Source organism: Kitasatospora sp. NPDC022785 (assembly GCF_055561295.1).
Window position 1 is genome coordinate 682,349 of sequence record NZ_JBVHHB010000001.1, and the last position, 12,982, is coordinate 695,330.

Annotated in this window: 15 protein-coding genes; 5 read left to right on the top strand and 10 right to left on the bottom strand. The window is 74.9% G+C overall.

Features of this window, described 5'->3' with window-relative positions:
- Window positions 1-515: CGNR zinc finger domain-containing protein (locus tag ACZ3YO_RS03005; protein ID WP_465563994.1), on the top strand; the 515-nt coding region annotated here is incomplete at its 5' end.
- A 51-nt stretch (window positions 516-566) separates the two neighbouring features.
- Here ACZ3YO_RS03005 and ACZ3YO_RS03010 read toward each other — a convergent pair.
- Together ACZ3YO_RS03010 and ACZ3YO_RS03015 are read right to left on the bottom strand one after the other, a co-directional pair.
- Window positions 567-959, bottom strand: a complete 393-nt coding sequence (locus tag ACZ3YO_RS03010) for an ArsR/SmtB family transcription factor (protein ID WP_465563997.1) — start codon at window positions 957-959, stop codon at window positions 567-569.
- Complete coding sequence (locus ACZ3YO_RS03015) at window positions 956-1,402, bottom strand: SRPBCC domain-containing protein (RefSeq protein WP_465553808.1); 447 nt, start codon at window positions 1,400-1,402, stop codon at window positions 956-958. Before ACZ3YO_RS03015 ends, ACZ3YO_RS03010 begins: the two co-directional genes overlap by 4 nt.
- 136 nt (window positions 1,403-1,538) lie before the next feature.
- Between ACZ3YO_RS03015 and ACZ3YO_RS03020 the strand changes: the two genes are divergently transcribed.
- Together ACZ3YO_RS03020 and ACZ3YO_RS03025 are read left to right on the top strand one after the other, a co-directional pair.
- Window positions 1,539-2,186, top strand: a complete 648-nt coding sequence (locus ACZ3YO_RS03020; protein ID WP_465564002.1) for a LysE family translocator — start codon at window positions 1,539-1,541, stop codon at window positions 2,184-2,186.
- Window positions 2,187-2,241: 55 nt separating this feature from the next.
- Window positions 2,242-2,739 (top strand): cupin domain-containing protein, encoded by a 498-nt coding sequence (locus ACZ3YO_RS03025; RefSeq protein WP_465564005.1) that lies wholly within the window; start codon window positions 2,242-2,244, stop codon window positions 2,737-2,739.
- A 350-nt stretch (window positions 2,740-3,089) separates the two neighbouring features.
- Here ACZ3YO_RS03025 and ACZ3YO_RS03030 read toward each other — a convergent pair whose 3' ends face one another.
- Both ACZ3YO_RS03030 and ACZ3YO_RS03035 read right to left on the bottom strand, forming a co-directional pair.
- Complete coding sequence (locus ACZ3YO_RS03030) at window positions 3,090-4,121, bottom strand: LacI family DNA-binding transcriptional regulator (RefSeq protein WP_465553814.1); 1,032 nt, start codon at window positions 4,119-4,121, stop codon at window positions 3,090-3,092.
- A 76-nt stretch (window positions 4,122-4,197) separates the two neighbouring features.
- A complete protein-coding gene (locus ACZ3YO_RS03035) occupies window positions 4,198-5,061 on the bottom strand; it encodes a MurR/RpiR family transcriptional regulator (RefSeq protein ID WP_465553816.1) in 864 nt (287 codons plus the stop codon).
- 53 nt (window positions 5,062-5,114) lie between these two features.
- On the opposite strand from ACZ3YO_RS03035, the gene ACZ3YO_RS03040 reads away from it, so the two are divergent.
- On the top strand, window positions 5,115-6,002 hold the full coding sequence (locus ACZ3YO_RS03040; RefSeq protein ID WP_465564010.1) for an EamA family transporter: 888 nt from the start codon (window positions 5,115-5,117) through the stop codon (window positions 6,000-6,002).
- A gap of 173 nt (window positions 6,003-6,175) precedes the next feature.
- Here ACZ3YO_RS03040 and ACZ3YO_RS03045 read toward each other — a convergent pair whose 3' ends face one another.
- The 6 genes from ACZ3YO_RS03045 to ACZ3YO_RS03070 all read right to left on the bottom strand — a co-directional run bounded on the left by ACZ3YO_RS03045 (window position 6,176) and on the right by ACZ3YO_RS03070 (window position 11,731).
- Window positions 6,176-6,961 carry a GNAT family N-acetyltransferase gene (locus ACZ3YO_RS03045; protein ID WP_465564013.1) on the bottom strand — a complete coding sequence of 262 codons (786 nt, stop codon included), beginning with the start codon at window positions 6,959-6,961 and terminating at the stop codon, window positions 6,176-6,178.
- A 65-nt stretch (window positions 6,962-7,026) separates the two neighbouring features.
- Window positions 7,027-7,197 carry a hypothetical protein gene (locus ACZ3YO_RS03050; protein WP_465564016.1) on the bottom strand — a complete coding sequence of 57 codons (171 nt, stop codon included), beginning with the start codon at window positions 7,195-7,197 and terminating at the stop codon, window positions 7,027-7,029.
- A gap of 120 nt (window positions 7,198-7,317) precedes the next feature.
- On the bottom strand, window positions 7,318-8,412 hold the full coding sequence (locus ACZ3YO_RS03055) for a WD40/YVTN/BNR-like repeat-containing protein (protein WP_465564019.1): 1,095 nt from the start codon (window positions 8,410-8,412) through the stop codon (window positions 7,318-7,320).
- 298 nt (window positions 8,413-8,710) lie between these two features.
- On the bottom strand, window positions 8,711-10,240 hold the full coding sequence (locus ACZ3YO_RS03060; RefSeq protein ID WP_465564022.1) for a dihydrolipoyl dehydrogenase family protein: 1,530 nt from the start codon (window positions 10,238-10,240) through the stop codon (window positions 8,711-8,713).
- Window positions 10,237-10,803, bottom strand: coding sequence for an OsmC family protein (locus tag ACZ3YO_RS03065; RefSeq protein ID WP_465564025.1), 567 nt, complete (start codon window positions 10,801-10,803; stop codon window positions 10,237-10,239). The genes ACZ3YO_RS03060 and ACZ3YO_RS03065 overlap by 4 nt, the downstream gene beginning before the upstream one ends.
- Before the next feature lie 178 nt (window positions 10,804-10,981).
- Window positions 10,982-11,731 carry an alpha/beta fold hydrolase gene (locus ACZ3YO_RS03070; RefSeq protein WP_465564028.1) on the bottom strand — a complete coding sequence of 250 codons (750 nt, stop codon included), beginning with the start codon at window positions 11,729-11,731 and terminating at the stop codon, window positions 10,982-10,984.
- Between the two features lie 256 nt (window positions 11,732-11,987).
- On the opposite strand from ACZ3YO_RS03070, the gene ACZ3YO_RS03075 reads away from it, so the two are divergent.
- Complete coding sequence (locus ACZ3YO_RS03075) at window positions 11,988-12,956, top strand: helix-turn-helix transcriptional regulator (protein WP_465564031.1); 969 nt, start codon at window positions 11,988-11,990, stop codon at window positions 12,954-12,956.
- Window positions 12,957-12,982: the final 26 nt, after the last annotated feature.

The window sequence follows — 12,982 nt, forward strand, 5'->3', positions numbered from 1 at the left end:
AAACCTTTCCGGGGTGGGCCGCCTTTACCGGGCCCCCCCCCCCCCCCCCCCGCCCCCCCCCCGCGGCGGCGCCGCGCGCCCCCGGGGGGGGGGGGGCGGGGGGGGGGGGGCCCGCCCCGCCCGCGCCGACCGACCTGGAGCGCACGGCGGCAGCGCTGGACACCTGGGAGAAGGTCGTCGACGCCGACGACGAGCACGACCGCGCCGAACTGCTCAACCGGATGCTGGCCTCCGCCTCCGACCACCCGAGGCTGACCGACCACTCCGGCGACGGCTGGCACCTGCACTACCGGGACGACCGGCAGTCGCTCGGCCGGCTGCTCTGCTCACTTATCTCCGTCGGCACCGCGCTGCACCTGGTGGGACGGGGCATGCACCGCCTCGGCCGCTGCGCGGTCACCGAGTGCACCACGATCTTCGCCGACACCACCCGCACCGGGCGGCAGCGCTACTGTTCCCACCGCTGCGCCAACCGGGACGCGGTACGCCGCCACCGCGCGAGGCACGCGCGATGACGGCACACCGGCGCGGGCTGTGCCCCGGCGCCTCTCACGCCCCGGCGCCTCTCACGCCTCGGGGTCGCCGTCGCGGCGCGCCTCCCGCTCCGCCGCCTCGGCGACGCGCTTGATGGCCGCCAACCGCCGGTCCCAGTCGGTGGCCAGCGCCGCCATCCACCGCGCGGTCGCGTCCAGGGCGGCCGGGCGGACGGTGTACCGGACCTCGCGGCCGGCCCGGCCGCCGGTGACCAGGCCCGCAGCGTCCAGCACGGCGAGGTGTTTGACCACGGCCTGCCGCGAGACGGGGAGTTGATCGGCCAGGGTGGTCGCGCTGGCCTCGCCGTGGGCGGCGAGCAAGTCGAGCAGCCGGCGCCGGGTCGGGTCGGCCAGCGCGGTGAGCACGCTGTCGACGGGCTCCGCCTGGTCGGCCCGTTCTGTGGCGTCGGAGTGTTCGCCGGTCACACCGACGACTGTTCGACGCGCTTCTTGAAGGCGTCCAGCACCTGCGGCCAGCCGTCCGTGTTGTCCTTCAGGGCCTTGCTGCGCAGGTCCTCGGAGCCGGCCAGCGCCACGAACCCGCTCTCCACGACGTGCAGCCGGGTCTTGTCGCCCTCCTGCACCAGCGTGAACTCCACGAGGGTGCTGTTGTCCGCGCGCAGGTCCTCGCCGGGGAAGGCGCTGGCCCAGCGGTAGGCCAGGTAGGTCGGCGGCTCGACCTTCTCCACCCGCACGGGGAAGTCGCCGTACTCGGCGTTCCTCGCCACCATCGACTCGCCTTCCTTCGCCACGGTGCCGGGCAGGCTCGCCTCGTCGGCGACCCAGAATCCGGGCTGGGCCACCAGCGGCCAGACCCGCTCCACCGGTGCTTCGATCAGGATGTCGCGCTCGATCCGGTCCTTGCTCATGAGGGGCTCCTCCGTTGCTGCCAGTAGGTGCAACTCCAGGGTTGCACATAGTCACGGCAGGTGCAACCTGCGGGTTGCATCAAGGGCCGGGGTCGTGGCGGAAAAGCGCTGTGGCCGGGAACGGCCCCGTGCTTACATGGGGCGCATGGTGTCGACCGACCGGTTGCTGGCATTCGCGGCCATGTCCTTCCTGCTGATCGTGATCCCCGGCCCCAGTGTGCTGTTCGTGATCGGGCGGGCCCTGGCGCAGGGGCGCCGGGCCGCGCTGACCACGGTCGTGGGGAACACGCTCGGTGCCTACGTGCTCGTCGTGGCCGTGGCGTTCGGGGTCGGGGCGGTGGTGGAGCGCTCGGTCCTCGTCTACACGGGGCTGAAGCTGGTCGGCGCCGCGTACCTGGTCCACCTCGGTGTGAAGGCGGTTCGGCAACGCGGTTCGCTGCAGGCAGTGTTCACCGGTGAGGGCCCCGCGCACGGCAGCCTGCGCACCCTGTGGGAGGGGTTCGCCGTCGGCGTGGCCAATCCCAAGACCATGGTGTTCTTCGCCGCCGTGCTCCCGCAGTTCGTGGACCGAGACCGGGGCCACGTCGCGGTGCAGATGCTGCTGCTCGGCCTGATCTTCAACGTCATCGCCGTGGTCTCGGACAGCCTGTGGGGGCTGGTCGCGGCCACCACGCGGAGCTGGTTCGCCCGCTCGCCGCAGCGGCTCGCCCTGGTCGGCGGGGTCGGCGGGCTCACCATGATCGGCCTCGGGGTGACCGTCGCCGTGACGGGCCGTAAGGACTGACACCCGCACTTCTGTTGACGTACGTTCGGCGTGGTCAAGAGTTCAGGAGCGAGTCATGTCCCTCTTCATCCCCGACTTCGACGAGACCGTCGTCGTGCGCGCCGCCGACGCCGAGCTGACGGGCGCGGGCGGCCCGGTGACCAACCAGCTGCTCGTCGACAGCCCGGCCACCGGCGGAGCGCTCTCCACCATGCGGGTCACCCTCGGCAAGGGTGCGAACGGCGCCCGTCCGCACCGCCACGGCAAGTCCGCCGAGATGTTCTACGTCCTCGACGGCACCGCCCAACTGCTCTCCGGCGACCAGGTGGTCACCGCGGAGCGCGGCGACGTGGTCGTCGTACCGCCCGGCATGCAGCACGCCTTCGCCGCCGCCCCCGGCGAGATCGCGGACATGCTCGTCATCATCACGCCCGGGGTGGAGCGCTTCGAGTACTTCCGCCACCTGGAGCGCATCCGCTACGGCAAGGTGCCGCCGGAGAGCCTCCTGGAGGTCCAGGAGCTCTACGACTCCTACTTCGGGACCAGCGCCGTCTGGGACGCCGCCCGCGGATGACCCCCCCGGTGGGCCGGCGCAGCCCGCCGGGGGCAGTGCCGACCCACGCCGCCCCCTCGGACCACCCATCCGGGTCCCGGCCCAGTGCCGACGCCGCGCGCCCGGGTCGGGCGAGGTACTCCGGCCGGGAGATGACGCCGTCCCCGTCCACGTCCAGCATGGCGAAGATGTGGCTCTTGGCGGTGGTGGTGTCCATGCGTGCGCCTTTCGCGGGGGTGCGGAACGGGATCGACGCGTGATCATTCGCCCTGACATACGCCCGCCCCGGCCGGGGGTCGCTGCCGGTCCGACCCGCCGACGGCCACGCCGCCCGGGCAGCCGAGGGGCGCGGCTCGCCCGTTCGCCCCGGATCAGCCGCCTTCCGGCGTGCAGCCGCAGGAGCGGCGGACCACCAGCCGGGTGGGGAACGTCCGCGCGCCCGCCGGGGCGGGCTCCTCGTCCGCGCGGGCCTGCAGCACCAGGTCGACGGCGGCGCGTGCCATCTCGTCCTGGGCGGCGGCCACGGTGGTGAGCGGCGGTCCGGCGATGACGGCCTCGGCGATGTCGTCGAAGGCGGCGACCGCGAGGTCCTCCGGGACGCGGATGCCCAGGTCGTCGGCGGCCCGCAGCAGGCCGATCGCCTGGTCGTCCGTCGCGCAGAAGACGGCCGAGGGGCGGTCGGGGCGACTCAGCAGCGCGCGCGCCTCGGCGTGCGCCCGGACGCGGTCGAACGGTGCCGGGGTCAGGTGCCCGTCGGCGGGCAGACCGGCCTCGGCGAGGGCGGCCGCCCACCCGGCGGTCCGGGCGGTCACCGGGTCGTTGTGGCTGAGCGCGAACGTGCCGCCGAAGCAGTGCACCCCGGCGTGGCCGTGCGCCAGCAGGTGGCGCACCACCTCCTGCGCCCCGCCCTCGTCGTCCGCGACGACGGCCACACCGCTCTCGGTCTCCGCCCGGTGGTGCAGCAGCACCACCGGCGTGCCGTCGCCGGCGTCGACCCCGGACACCCCGGGTACGGCCGGGTCCTGCGTCACCAGGATCAGGCCGTCCACCTGCATCCCGAGGAACGCCCGGATGTAGTGGGCCTCGCGCTCGTCCGCGTAGTCCGAGTTCCCGATCAGCAACAGCCGGCCGCGCTCGGCCGCGGCCTGCTCGACCATGTGCGCGAGCCCCGCGAAGAACGGCTGCCGGGCGTCCGGGACGACCATGCCGATCAGGTTGGTCCGCCGCCGGGCCATGGCCTGCGCGACCCGGTTCGGCCGGTACCCGAGCTCCTCGACCACCGCCAGCACCCGCTCCCGGGTCGCCGCCGCCACGGGCCGCGGCCCGTTGTTGATCACATAACTGACAACTGCGGTAGACGTCCCCGCCGCCCTCGCCACATCGTCCCGCGTCACCCTCGCCATGTCCGCGAGCCTACACACCACCTCTGACCGTCCGGCCCGGCATTTCCCGGCCGCGCGGTGGCCCTGCCCGCCGCGGTCAGTACAACTGGTCGGCCACGACGTCCGCCGACAGGGTGAGCGCCCGCTCCGCCGCCTCCCCCCTCCGCGCCAGCAGGGTGAGCGTCAGCGCGTCGACCGCGGTCAGGTGGGCGATGCGGCTGGCGGTGGTCTCCAGGCCGAAGACGAGGTCCTGGCCGCCGGCGACGAGGGTGTGGGTGGCCAGCTCGGTGAGGGGGGAGCGGGCGTAGCTGGTGAGGGCGATCACGGCCGCGCCGGCCTCACGGGCGCAGCGGGCGGTGTCGACCACCGTCTGGGTCGCGCCGGTGTGGCTGACGACCAGGCAGGCCGCGGCGGGCGGCAGCTGGGCCGCGGCGAGCTGGGCGGTGAGCGGGTCGGCGGGGGCGTCGACCAGCAGGCCGAGGGCGCGCAGGCGGTAGGCGGCGTCGAGGGCGACCGCGCCGGAGAGGCCTGCGCCGACGAGCAGCACGTGGCGGGCGGCGTCCAGCGCCTCGGCCGCGGCCCGCAGGTCGTCCGCGCCGAGGGTGGTGGCCATCCCGTCGAGCGCCTCGCGGGCGGCCCGGACGGTGTCGGCGAGCGCCCGGGCGGCAGGGTCCCGCCGGTCGTCGGGGGAGGGCGTCGGGGCCGGGGCCTGCCGGACGGCCGCGATCTTCAGCTCCTGGTAGCCGCGGAACCCGAGCCGTTGGCAGGCCCGCACCACGGACGAGGACGCGGTGCCGGCCAGCTCGGCGACGTCGCTCACGCTCAGGTGCACCAGGTCGGCTCCCCGGTCCAGGACGACCTGGGCGACGCGGGCCTCGGTGCCGCGCAGCTCGCCGAGGTGGGCGCGGATGTGGGCGGCCAGCTGGGATTCCAGGGGAGAAAAATCGGAACGGTCTTCCATGGATCTACTGTAGCGTGGAACTTGGTTCCGGACCTGCTGGAGGGAGCTTTGCCATGCCCGAGATCGCGCTCGCGCTGCCGGGCGGTGGGTCGGCGGCGGCCGTGCCCGTCGCCGTCCTCGCCGCGGCGGTCCTGCACGCCGTCTGGAACGGGCTGGCGCACCGGATCCAGGACAAGCTGGTCGGCTTCGCCCTGATCAACCTCGCCTACACGGCCTGCGCGGTGGTCCTGGTCGTGCTCTGTCCGCTGCCGGCCGCCGAGTCCTGGCCGTTCCTCATCGCCTCGGTGGTGACGGAGGTGACGGCCCAGATCCTGCTTCTCCGGGCCTACCAGCTCGGGGACTTCGGGCAGATGTACCCGATCGCCCGCGGTTCGGCGCCGATGCTGGTGGCACTCCTCTCGGTGACGCTGCTCGGGCAGGGCCTCGGCGGCGGGCAGCTGCTCGGCGTCCTGGTGATCTCGTCCGGCCTGATCGGGCTCGCCTTCGCCAAGGGGATACCCGGGCGGGCGCAGCTGCCCGCGCTCGGGGCGGCCGCCGGTACCGGCGTGATGATCGCCGCGTACACCGTGCTGGACGGCAGCGGCGTGCGGCACGCCGGGACGGTGGGCGGCTACGTCGCCTGGCTCTTCCTGCTGCAGGGGCCGAGCCTGGCCCTGATCGTCCGGCTCCGGCGCGGGCGGGGCCTGTTCGCCGGGGTCAGCGGCTCGGTGGTGCGGGTCGGGCTCGCCGGCGGGGTGCTCTCGCTGACCGCCTACGGGCTGGTGGTCTGGGCGCAGTCCCGGGGCAATCTGGCGAGCATCGCCGCCCTGCGCGAGACGAGCATCGTCATCGCGGCGCTGATAGCCACGGTGGTCTTCCGCGAGCGCCTCGGCCGGCTGCGGATGACCGCCAGTGCCATCGTCCTGGCCGGCATCGCGGTCCTGGAGCTGGCCCACCCGTAGACCGGGCAGCCCGTTTCGGCGGCCGGAGCTCCGGGGCTCCGGGGCCATGGAGCGGTGGGGCTCCCGGGCCATGGGGCGGTGGGGCTGAGGGGCGCGGGGCTCCCGGGCTGTGCGCCGCGGGCGGCCGCGGCGGGGCCCGGCTTGCGGCCCGGTCTCGGGCCTGGCGGCGGGGCTCAGGGGACGGCGACCGTCAGGGTGGACTTGGTCACCCGGAAGCCGAGCGATTCGTACAGGCGCCGGGCGGGGTTGCCCTCGGTGACCGCCAGTCCGACCTCGGTGCGTCCGTGGCCGGCGAGGTCGCCCAAACAGCGGTGCAGCAGCTCGCGGCCGAGGCCCGGGTAACTGCGTTCCGGGTGGCGGAAGATCTTCGCGACCCACGGCACGCCGTCGAAGTCGGTCAGGACGAGGCCGCCGACGACCTCGTCCTCGTCGTCCACCACCAGGGAGCCGGCCGGCAGCAGCGGCCCGATGACCTCTCCGGAGAGGACGCGTCGCAGCTCCTCCCGAAGCTGCTCGTCACTGGTGGGCCGGTGGTCCGGGTGGCCCGGGCCGAAGGCGGTGCGGCACGCCGCCAGCATCGTCCCGGCGTCACGATCGCACGGCACCGCGCGGAACCCGTCCCGCAGCGGGGTCCGCGCCCACGCGGCCCAGCCGACGGAAGGAGGATCACCGGTGAGGTCCCGGTGCATGCTGTGGCCGTGGCGGACCACGGCCGCCCCGCGGCCGCGCAGCCGCTCGCCGAACTCGACGGGACAGGTAACCATCCAGCCGGCCATGGAGGCCAGCACGAACTCCACCGGATCGGCGGCACTGACGGCAGCGCCGCCGGCCTGGCCCGGCGCCAAGGCCTCCAGCAGGCTGGCCCAGGGCCGCCCCTCCCGCTCACCGCGCAGGAACCGCACCACAGGAAGGCCGTCGATGTCGCGCCCGAACTCCCAGTCAGTTTCCTTCTCCGCCATGCCGTCCGTCCGATCTCCGAGGGCAACCGTCCACCCGCCATGCTCGGCGGTGGCCCGTCTCGGGATCAACCGGGTTGCTCGCCCGGGCCGTTACCGAGCGGGCCGAGGGAGCCGAAGCCGCGAACGGGAGCCGAGGTGGCGCAGCCGGGCTTCCGGCGGGCCCCGGAGGCGAAGGCTTCGTGCGACAGCGCGGTGAGACCGTCGCGCGGGTACGGCTCCGGGGCGGTGTCCCGCATGGCGGGCGGGCTCCCGGCCGGGTGCGGGCCGGGGCGTCGGCAGGCGCGTCCTCGGCCGTACCCGGCCCCCGTACCCGCCCCGGACTCGCGCCGGACCCGCGCTGGACTCCGCCCCTGGCCTCAACCGACCACCGCCGCCCGCACGCAGAGCACGTCCGGCAGGTGGGAGGTGAGCAGGGACCAGCTCTCGCCCTCGTCGGGGCTGCCGAAGACGTCGCCGTTGCGGTTGCCGAAGTAGATGCCGGCCGGCTCGGCGTCGTCGGTGCGGAGGGCATCGCGCAGCACGACCCCGTAGTGGTCCTCACCGGGGAGGCCCTTGCTGAGCGGGAGCCAGCTGTCGCCGCCGTTGTCGGTGCGGAAGACGCGGCAGCGGCGGTCCGGCGGGATCCGGTCGTCCGCGCCGCCGAGCGGGAAGAGGTAGGCGGTGTCGGCGCGGCGCGGGTGCGCGGCGACGGCGAAGCCGAAGTCGGCGGGCAGGCCGTCGGTGACGAACTGCCAGCTGGCACCCGCGTCGTCACTGCGGTAGACGCCGCCGTGGTTCTGCAGGTAGAGGCGGTCGGGGTTGACGGCGTCGCGGGCGATCTTGTGCACGCACTGGCCGAACTCGGGGTACTGGTTCTCCTCGGGGAGGAACTCCGCGCGCAGGCCGGTGTTGGAAGGCTCCCAGCTTCCGCCGCCGTCCTTGCTGCGATAGACCCCGCCGCTGGACACGGCGACCAGCAGGCGCCCGGCGTCGCGCGGGTCGGTGAGGACGGTGTGCAGGCCCTGGCCGCCGTAGCCGGCGCCCCACTCCGAGCGCTGCGGGTGCGCCCAGAGCGACTCGACCAGGGCGAAGGTCTCGCCGCCGTCCTCGGAGCGGAACAGCGCGGCGGGCTCGGTGCCCGCATAGACGACCCCGGGCGCCTCGTCGCCGGCCGGCTGGAGCTGCCAGACCCGGGTGAGCGAGGCGCCGGTGTGCTCGGGGAAGCGGATGGCGGGCTTGGGCGGCTCGGACCAGCTCGCGCCGAGGTCGTCCGAGCGCCAGACCGACGGGCCCCAGTGGCTGCTGTCGGCGCCGGCCAGCAGCCGGACGTTCCCCGCCCGGCGGTCGATCGAGACGGAGTAGATCGCGTTCATCGGGAAGTGCGGCCCGCTGAACTCCCAGTTCAGCCGGTCGCGACTGCGGCCGAGAAAGAGGCCCTTCTCGGTTCCGACAGCCAACAGCACCTCGGTCATGCCACACACCACCTGGTCGGTGAAACGGCCCCCCTCCGGGCACCCCCTCCACCGGCCAGTGTCCCGCCGTCCACCCGAGGGCACATCTCGCCGCGCCGGTGACGGCCCGGTGGCGGTGACGGGTCCGCGCCGGCGACGGCCCTGTTCCGGCGACCGTCCTGCGCCGGCGACGGGTCCGTGCCGGCGACCGTCCTGTTCCGGTGACGGGTCCGTGCCGGTGACCGTCCTGCGCCGGTGACGGGTCCGTGCCGGTGACCGCCCTGCGCCGGTACCCGCCGCACGCGGCGAGACGCCTTCCTCAGCCCCGGCACCCCTCCAGCAGCCGCAGCCAGACCTCGCTGATCGTGGGGTACGCGGGCACGGCGTGCCAGAGCCGGTCGATCGGCACCTCGCCGACCACCGCGACGGTGGCCGAGTGCAGCAGCTCCGCGACCCCGGGGCCGACGAAACAGGCGCCGACCAGCACCTCCCGGTCCAGGTCGAAGACGACCCTGGCCTTCCCCCGGTAGTCGTCGCCGTACAGCGAGGCGCCGGCGACGGCGCCGAGGTCGTGGTCGACCGCCGTGACGCGAAGGCCCAGCCGCTCGGCGGCGTCCAGGGTGAGGCCCACGGCCGCCACCTCCGGCTCGGTGAAGACGACCTGCGGCGCACCGGCGCTGTCCGCGGAGGCGGCGTGCGCGCCCCAGCGCGACGTGTCCAGCGGCCGCCCCTGGGCGCGCGCCACGATGGCGGCGCCCGCGATCCGCGCCTGGTACTTGCCCTGGTGGGTGAGCAGCGCACGGTGGTTGACGTCCCCGGCCGCGTACAGCCAGGCACCGCCCGGGCCGCCCGAGCCGCCCGAGGCGCCCGAGCCGTCCGAGGCGGCCACGCCGAGCACCGTGCAACTGTCGTCCACGTCCAGCCAGGAGCCTGGCTTGAGGCCGACCTGCTCCAGGCCGACGTCCGCGGTGCGCGGCGCCCTGCCGGTGGCGTACAGCACCTCGTCGACGGTGAGCCGCTCGCCGTCCGCCAGCACCACAGTGACGTGAGAGTCGTCGGCCCCCGGGCCGTCCACCCGCTCCAGCGAGGCCACCGAGACCCCGAACCGCACGTCCACCCCGGCTGCCCGCAGACCCTCGGCGACCAGCTCGCCGGCGAACGGTTCCATCCGGGGCAGCAGCGCGTCGCCGCGGACCAGCAACACCACGTCGGAGCCGAGTGCCCGCCACGCCGTGGCCATCTCCACGCCGACCACCCCGCCGCCGACCACCGCGAGCCGCCCGGGAACGGTGGGCGAACCGGTCGCCTCGCGGTTGGTCCAGGGGCGGGCCTCGGCCAGTCCGGGAACGGCCTGCGGCAGCACCGGCCGGCTGCCGGTGCAGACGGCGACGGCGTGCCGGGCGGTGAGCACCCGCTCGCTGCCGTCCTCGGCCTCGACGGTGACGGTCCGGACCCCGGCCAGCCGGCCGTGGCCGCGGACCAGCTCGATGCCGGTGTCGCGCAGCCACTTCACCTGGCCGTCGTCCTGCCAGTGCGAGGTGAACGAGTCACGCCGGGCCAGCACCGCGGCCGGGTCCAGCGTCCGGCCGCCGACGGCCTCGCGCGCTCCCGCCACCGCCCGGGCGCCCGCCAGCGCGGCGACCGGCCGCAGCAGCGCCTTGCTCGGCATGCACGCCCAGTACGAGCACTCGCCCCCCACCAGCTCGCTCTCCACGATCACCGTGCGCAGGCCGGCGGCGGCGGTGCGGTCGGCCACGTTCTCGCCGGTGGGTCCGGCGCCCACCACGATGACGTCGTACTCCTCGGGCGCGGCCGAGGAGGAAGAAGAGGCGGAAGAAGTGGTCGTCACGCGTGGTCCTCCGTCGTGTCGATGGCCACCCCGGCGCGCAGGGCGAGGGTGACGGGTGTGCGTTCGCAGATGTCGAGCAGCCGGGTGCGCTGGGTGTCGTCGAGCGCGCCGCTGAGTGCGACCCGGCGCGTGATCCGGCCGTTGCGCCCGTCCGTCTCGTACCCGAGCCTGACCCGGACGGACTCCAACGGCCACTCCTTGCGCTCCGCGTACATCCGGAGGGTGATCGCGGTGCAGGAGCCGAGCGAGGCGAGCAGCAGGGCGAACGGCTCCGGCCCGCTGTCCGAACCGCCGCGCCGCACCGGCTCGTCGGAGGTCAGCGGGTGCGTGCCCGCCTTCACGTCCACATGGAACGGCGCGTCGGCGGAGGTTCCGGTCACCAGGGCGGTGGTGACCCGCCGGAACTCGGGGGCGGTGGCCTGCGCGTCGTCCTGCGTGGCGCCCGGCGCGGTACTCCCGTCCACGTCTGCACTGACGGTCGAACTGGTCGGGTTCTGGCTCATCGCGGGCTCGCCCTCGCTGTCGGTGGGTCGGCGCCGGACGGGTGCCGACGCCGTGCCCATCCTGCGACGATTCGCCCGCTCGGCGCAGCCGAACACGCGGACGATGCGCTCTCGGCACAGATCCAGGGCCCCCGGAGACAAGCCGGGGCTGCACCCCGGGGGACCGGCCCGCCCGACCCGCCCGGCCGCGCGGCCGTCTGACCCGGCCGGACGGCCTCGGGCGGCAGCCTCGAACGCCTCAGGCCGTCGGGAGCTCCGCAAGCTCCGCCAGCACCGCCGCCGTCTCGGCCGGCCGGGAGAACATCGGCCAGTGGCCGGTCAGCACCTCCCGCAGCTCCCATTCCGGACCGCCGAGCGCCGCGAAGTACGGGTGGCCGGCCGCGATCATCGCCCGGACCTGCTCCAGCGGGATGGAGCACGAGATCAGGGCCTTCGGCAGCTTCGCGGCCCGGCCGGCCAGCCGCACCGGTTCGCTGACCGTCCGGGCCGGCTGGTCGGTTGCCAGCTCACGGAACCGGGCCAGCCCGGCCTCGTCGATCCCCTCCACGCCGGCCCCGCCGGAGGCCAGCACGTCCCAGGCCGGCAGTGGGAGCCGCCACCCGTCGACCATTGAGGCCTCCAGCGTCTCGCGGTAGGCCGGCTCCCAGAGGTCGCTCAGCGCGACGCCGTCGTCGAGCGGGCCGGAGTCGACGAAGACGACTCGGCGGATGCGCTCGGGGACCCTGTCGGCCGCGCCGGAGACGGCGATCGTGCCGCCGCTGTGGGCGACCAGCACGACGTCCCGGAGGTCCTCCCCGGTCAGCAGGTCGGTCAGGTCGGCGATGTGGGTCTCCGCGCCGACCCCGGGCGAGGCCTCGCCCGCCCGCTCGGCGAGACCGGTCAGGGTCACCGCATGGACGGTGTGCCCGGCCGCGCGCAGGGGTTCGGCGACCGCGTCCCAGGCCCAACCCCCGAGCCAGAAACCGGGGACGAGTACGAAGGTGCTCATGGTGGATCGGTCCTCTCCGGGCAACTTCGCCGTCAGCACTGTGCCGACGGCTCTTTCCGGCGGTGGCGGCCTTGCTTACTCGGCGGCCTTGCCGTCCTTGCTTCCCTGCCGTCCTTGCTTCCTTGCGGTGCAAGGCGGTCGGCGAACCGACGACGTCACACTCCGCCCGCCGCTACGCCGACCTCGCTACGCCGACCCTAGGATCGAATCCGGACAGAACACGACCGGATTTACCGGCCGGATCGAAGGAGTGTCGATGGACCACCCGGTCAGCCGCGTCCTCGCCCTGTTGGAGCTGCTCCAGGCCCGGCCCGGCCTCACCGGCGCCGAGCTGGCCGAGCGGCTGGGCGTGGACGAGCGCACGGTGCGCCGGTACGCGGCCAGGCTGGCCGGTCTCGGCATCCCGGTGCAGGCCGACCGCGGCCGCTACGGCGGCTACCGGCTGATGCCCGGCTTCCGGCTGCCCCCGCTGATGCTCACCGGGGACGAGGCGGCCTCCGTCGTGCTCGGGCTGCTGGCCGGGCGCCGCTCGGGGCTGTCGGTGGGGGAGCAGGCCGCCGAGTCGGCGCTCGCCAAGATCCAGCGGGTGCTGCCGCCGATGCTGCGTGAGCGGGTCGCGGCGGTCGAGCAGACGCTCGGGCTGACCTCGGCGCCCGCGGCCGGCCCGAGCCCGGACACGGCCGCGCTGTTCACGCTCGCCGAGGCGGCCCGCCGCCGGCGCCGCGTCCGGCTCGCCTACCGGAACCGCGCGGGTGCGGCCGGCGAGCGCGAGTTCGACCCGTACGGGCTGGTCTTCCACTCCGGCCGCTGGTACACCACCGGGCTGGACCACCGCAGCGGCGAGCTGCGCACCTTCCGGTTGGACCGGATCGAGGCCGCCGAGCTTGGCGAGGCCGGCTTCGAACCGCCGGAGGGCTTCGATGCCGTCCAGCGGGTGATGGAGTCGCTGGGCTCGGTGCCGTGGACGCACGAGGTGGAGGTGGTGCTCACGACCACCCTGGCCGAGGCCCGGCACCGCATCCCGCCGACGGCCGGAAGCCTCGCCGAGACCGGGGACGGCCGCGTCCTGCTGCGGGCCCGGGCCCAGGACCTCGCCGGCTGCGCGGTGATGCTGGCCGGCCTCGGCTGGCCGTTCACCGTCCGTACCCCGGACGCCCTGCGCACGGAGGTGCGCGCCCTCGCCGCCCGGCTCACCGGGTGGAGCGAGGACGCGCCCGAGCCCTAGCGTCCTGAGGCCGGTCAGGCCGGCGG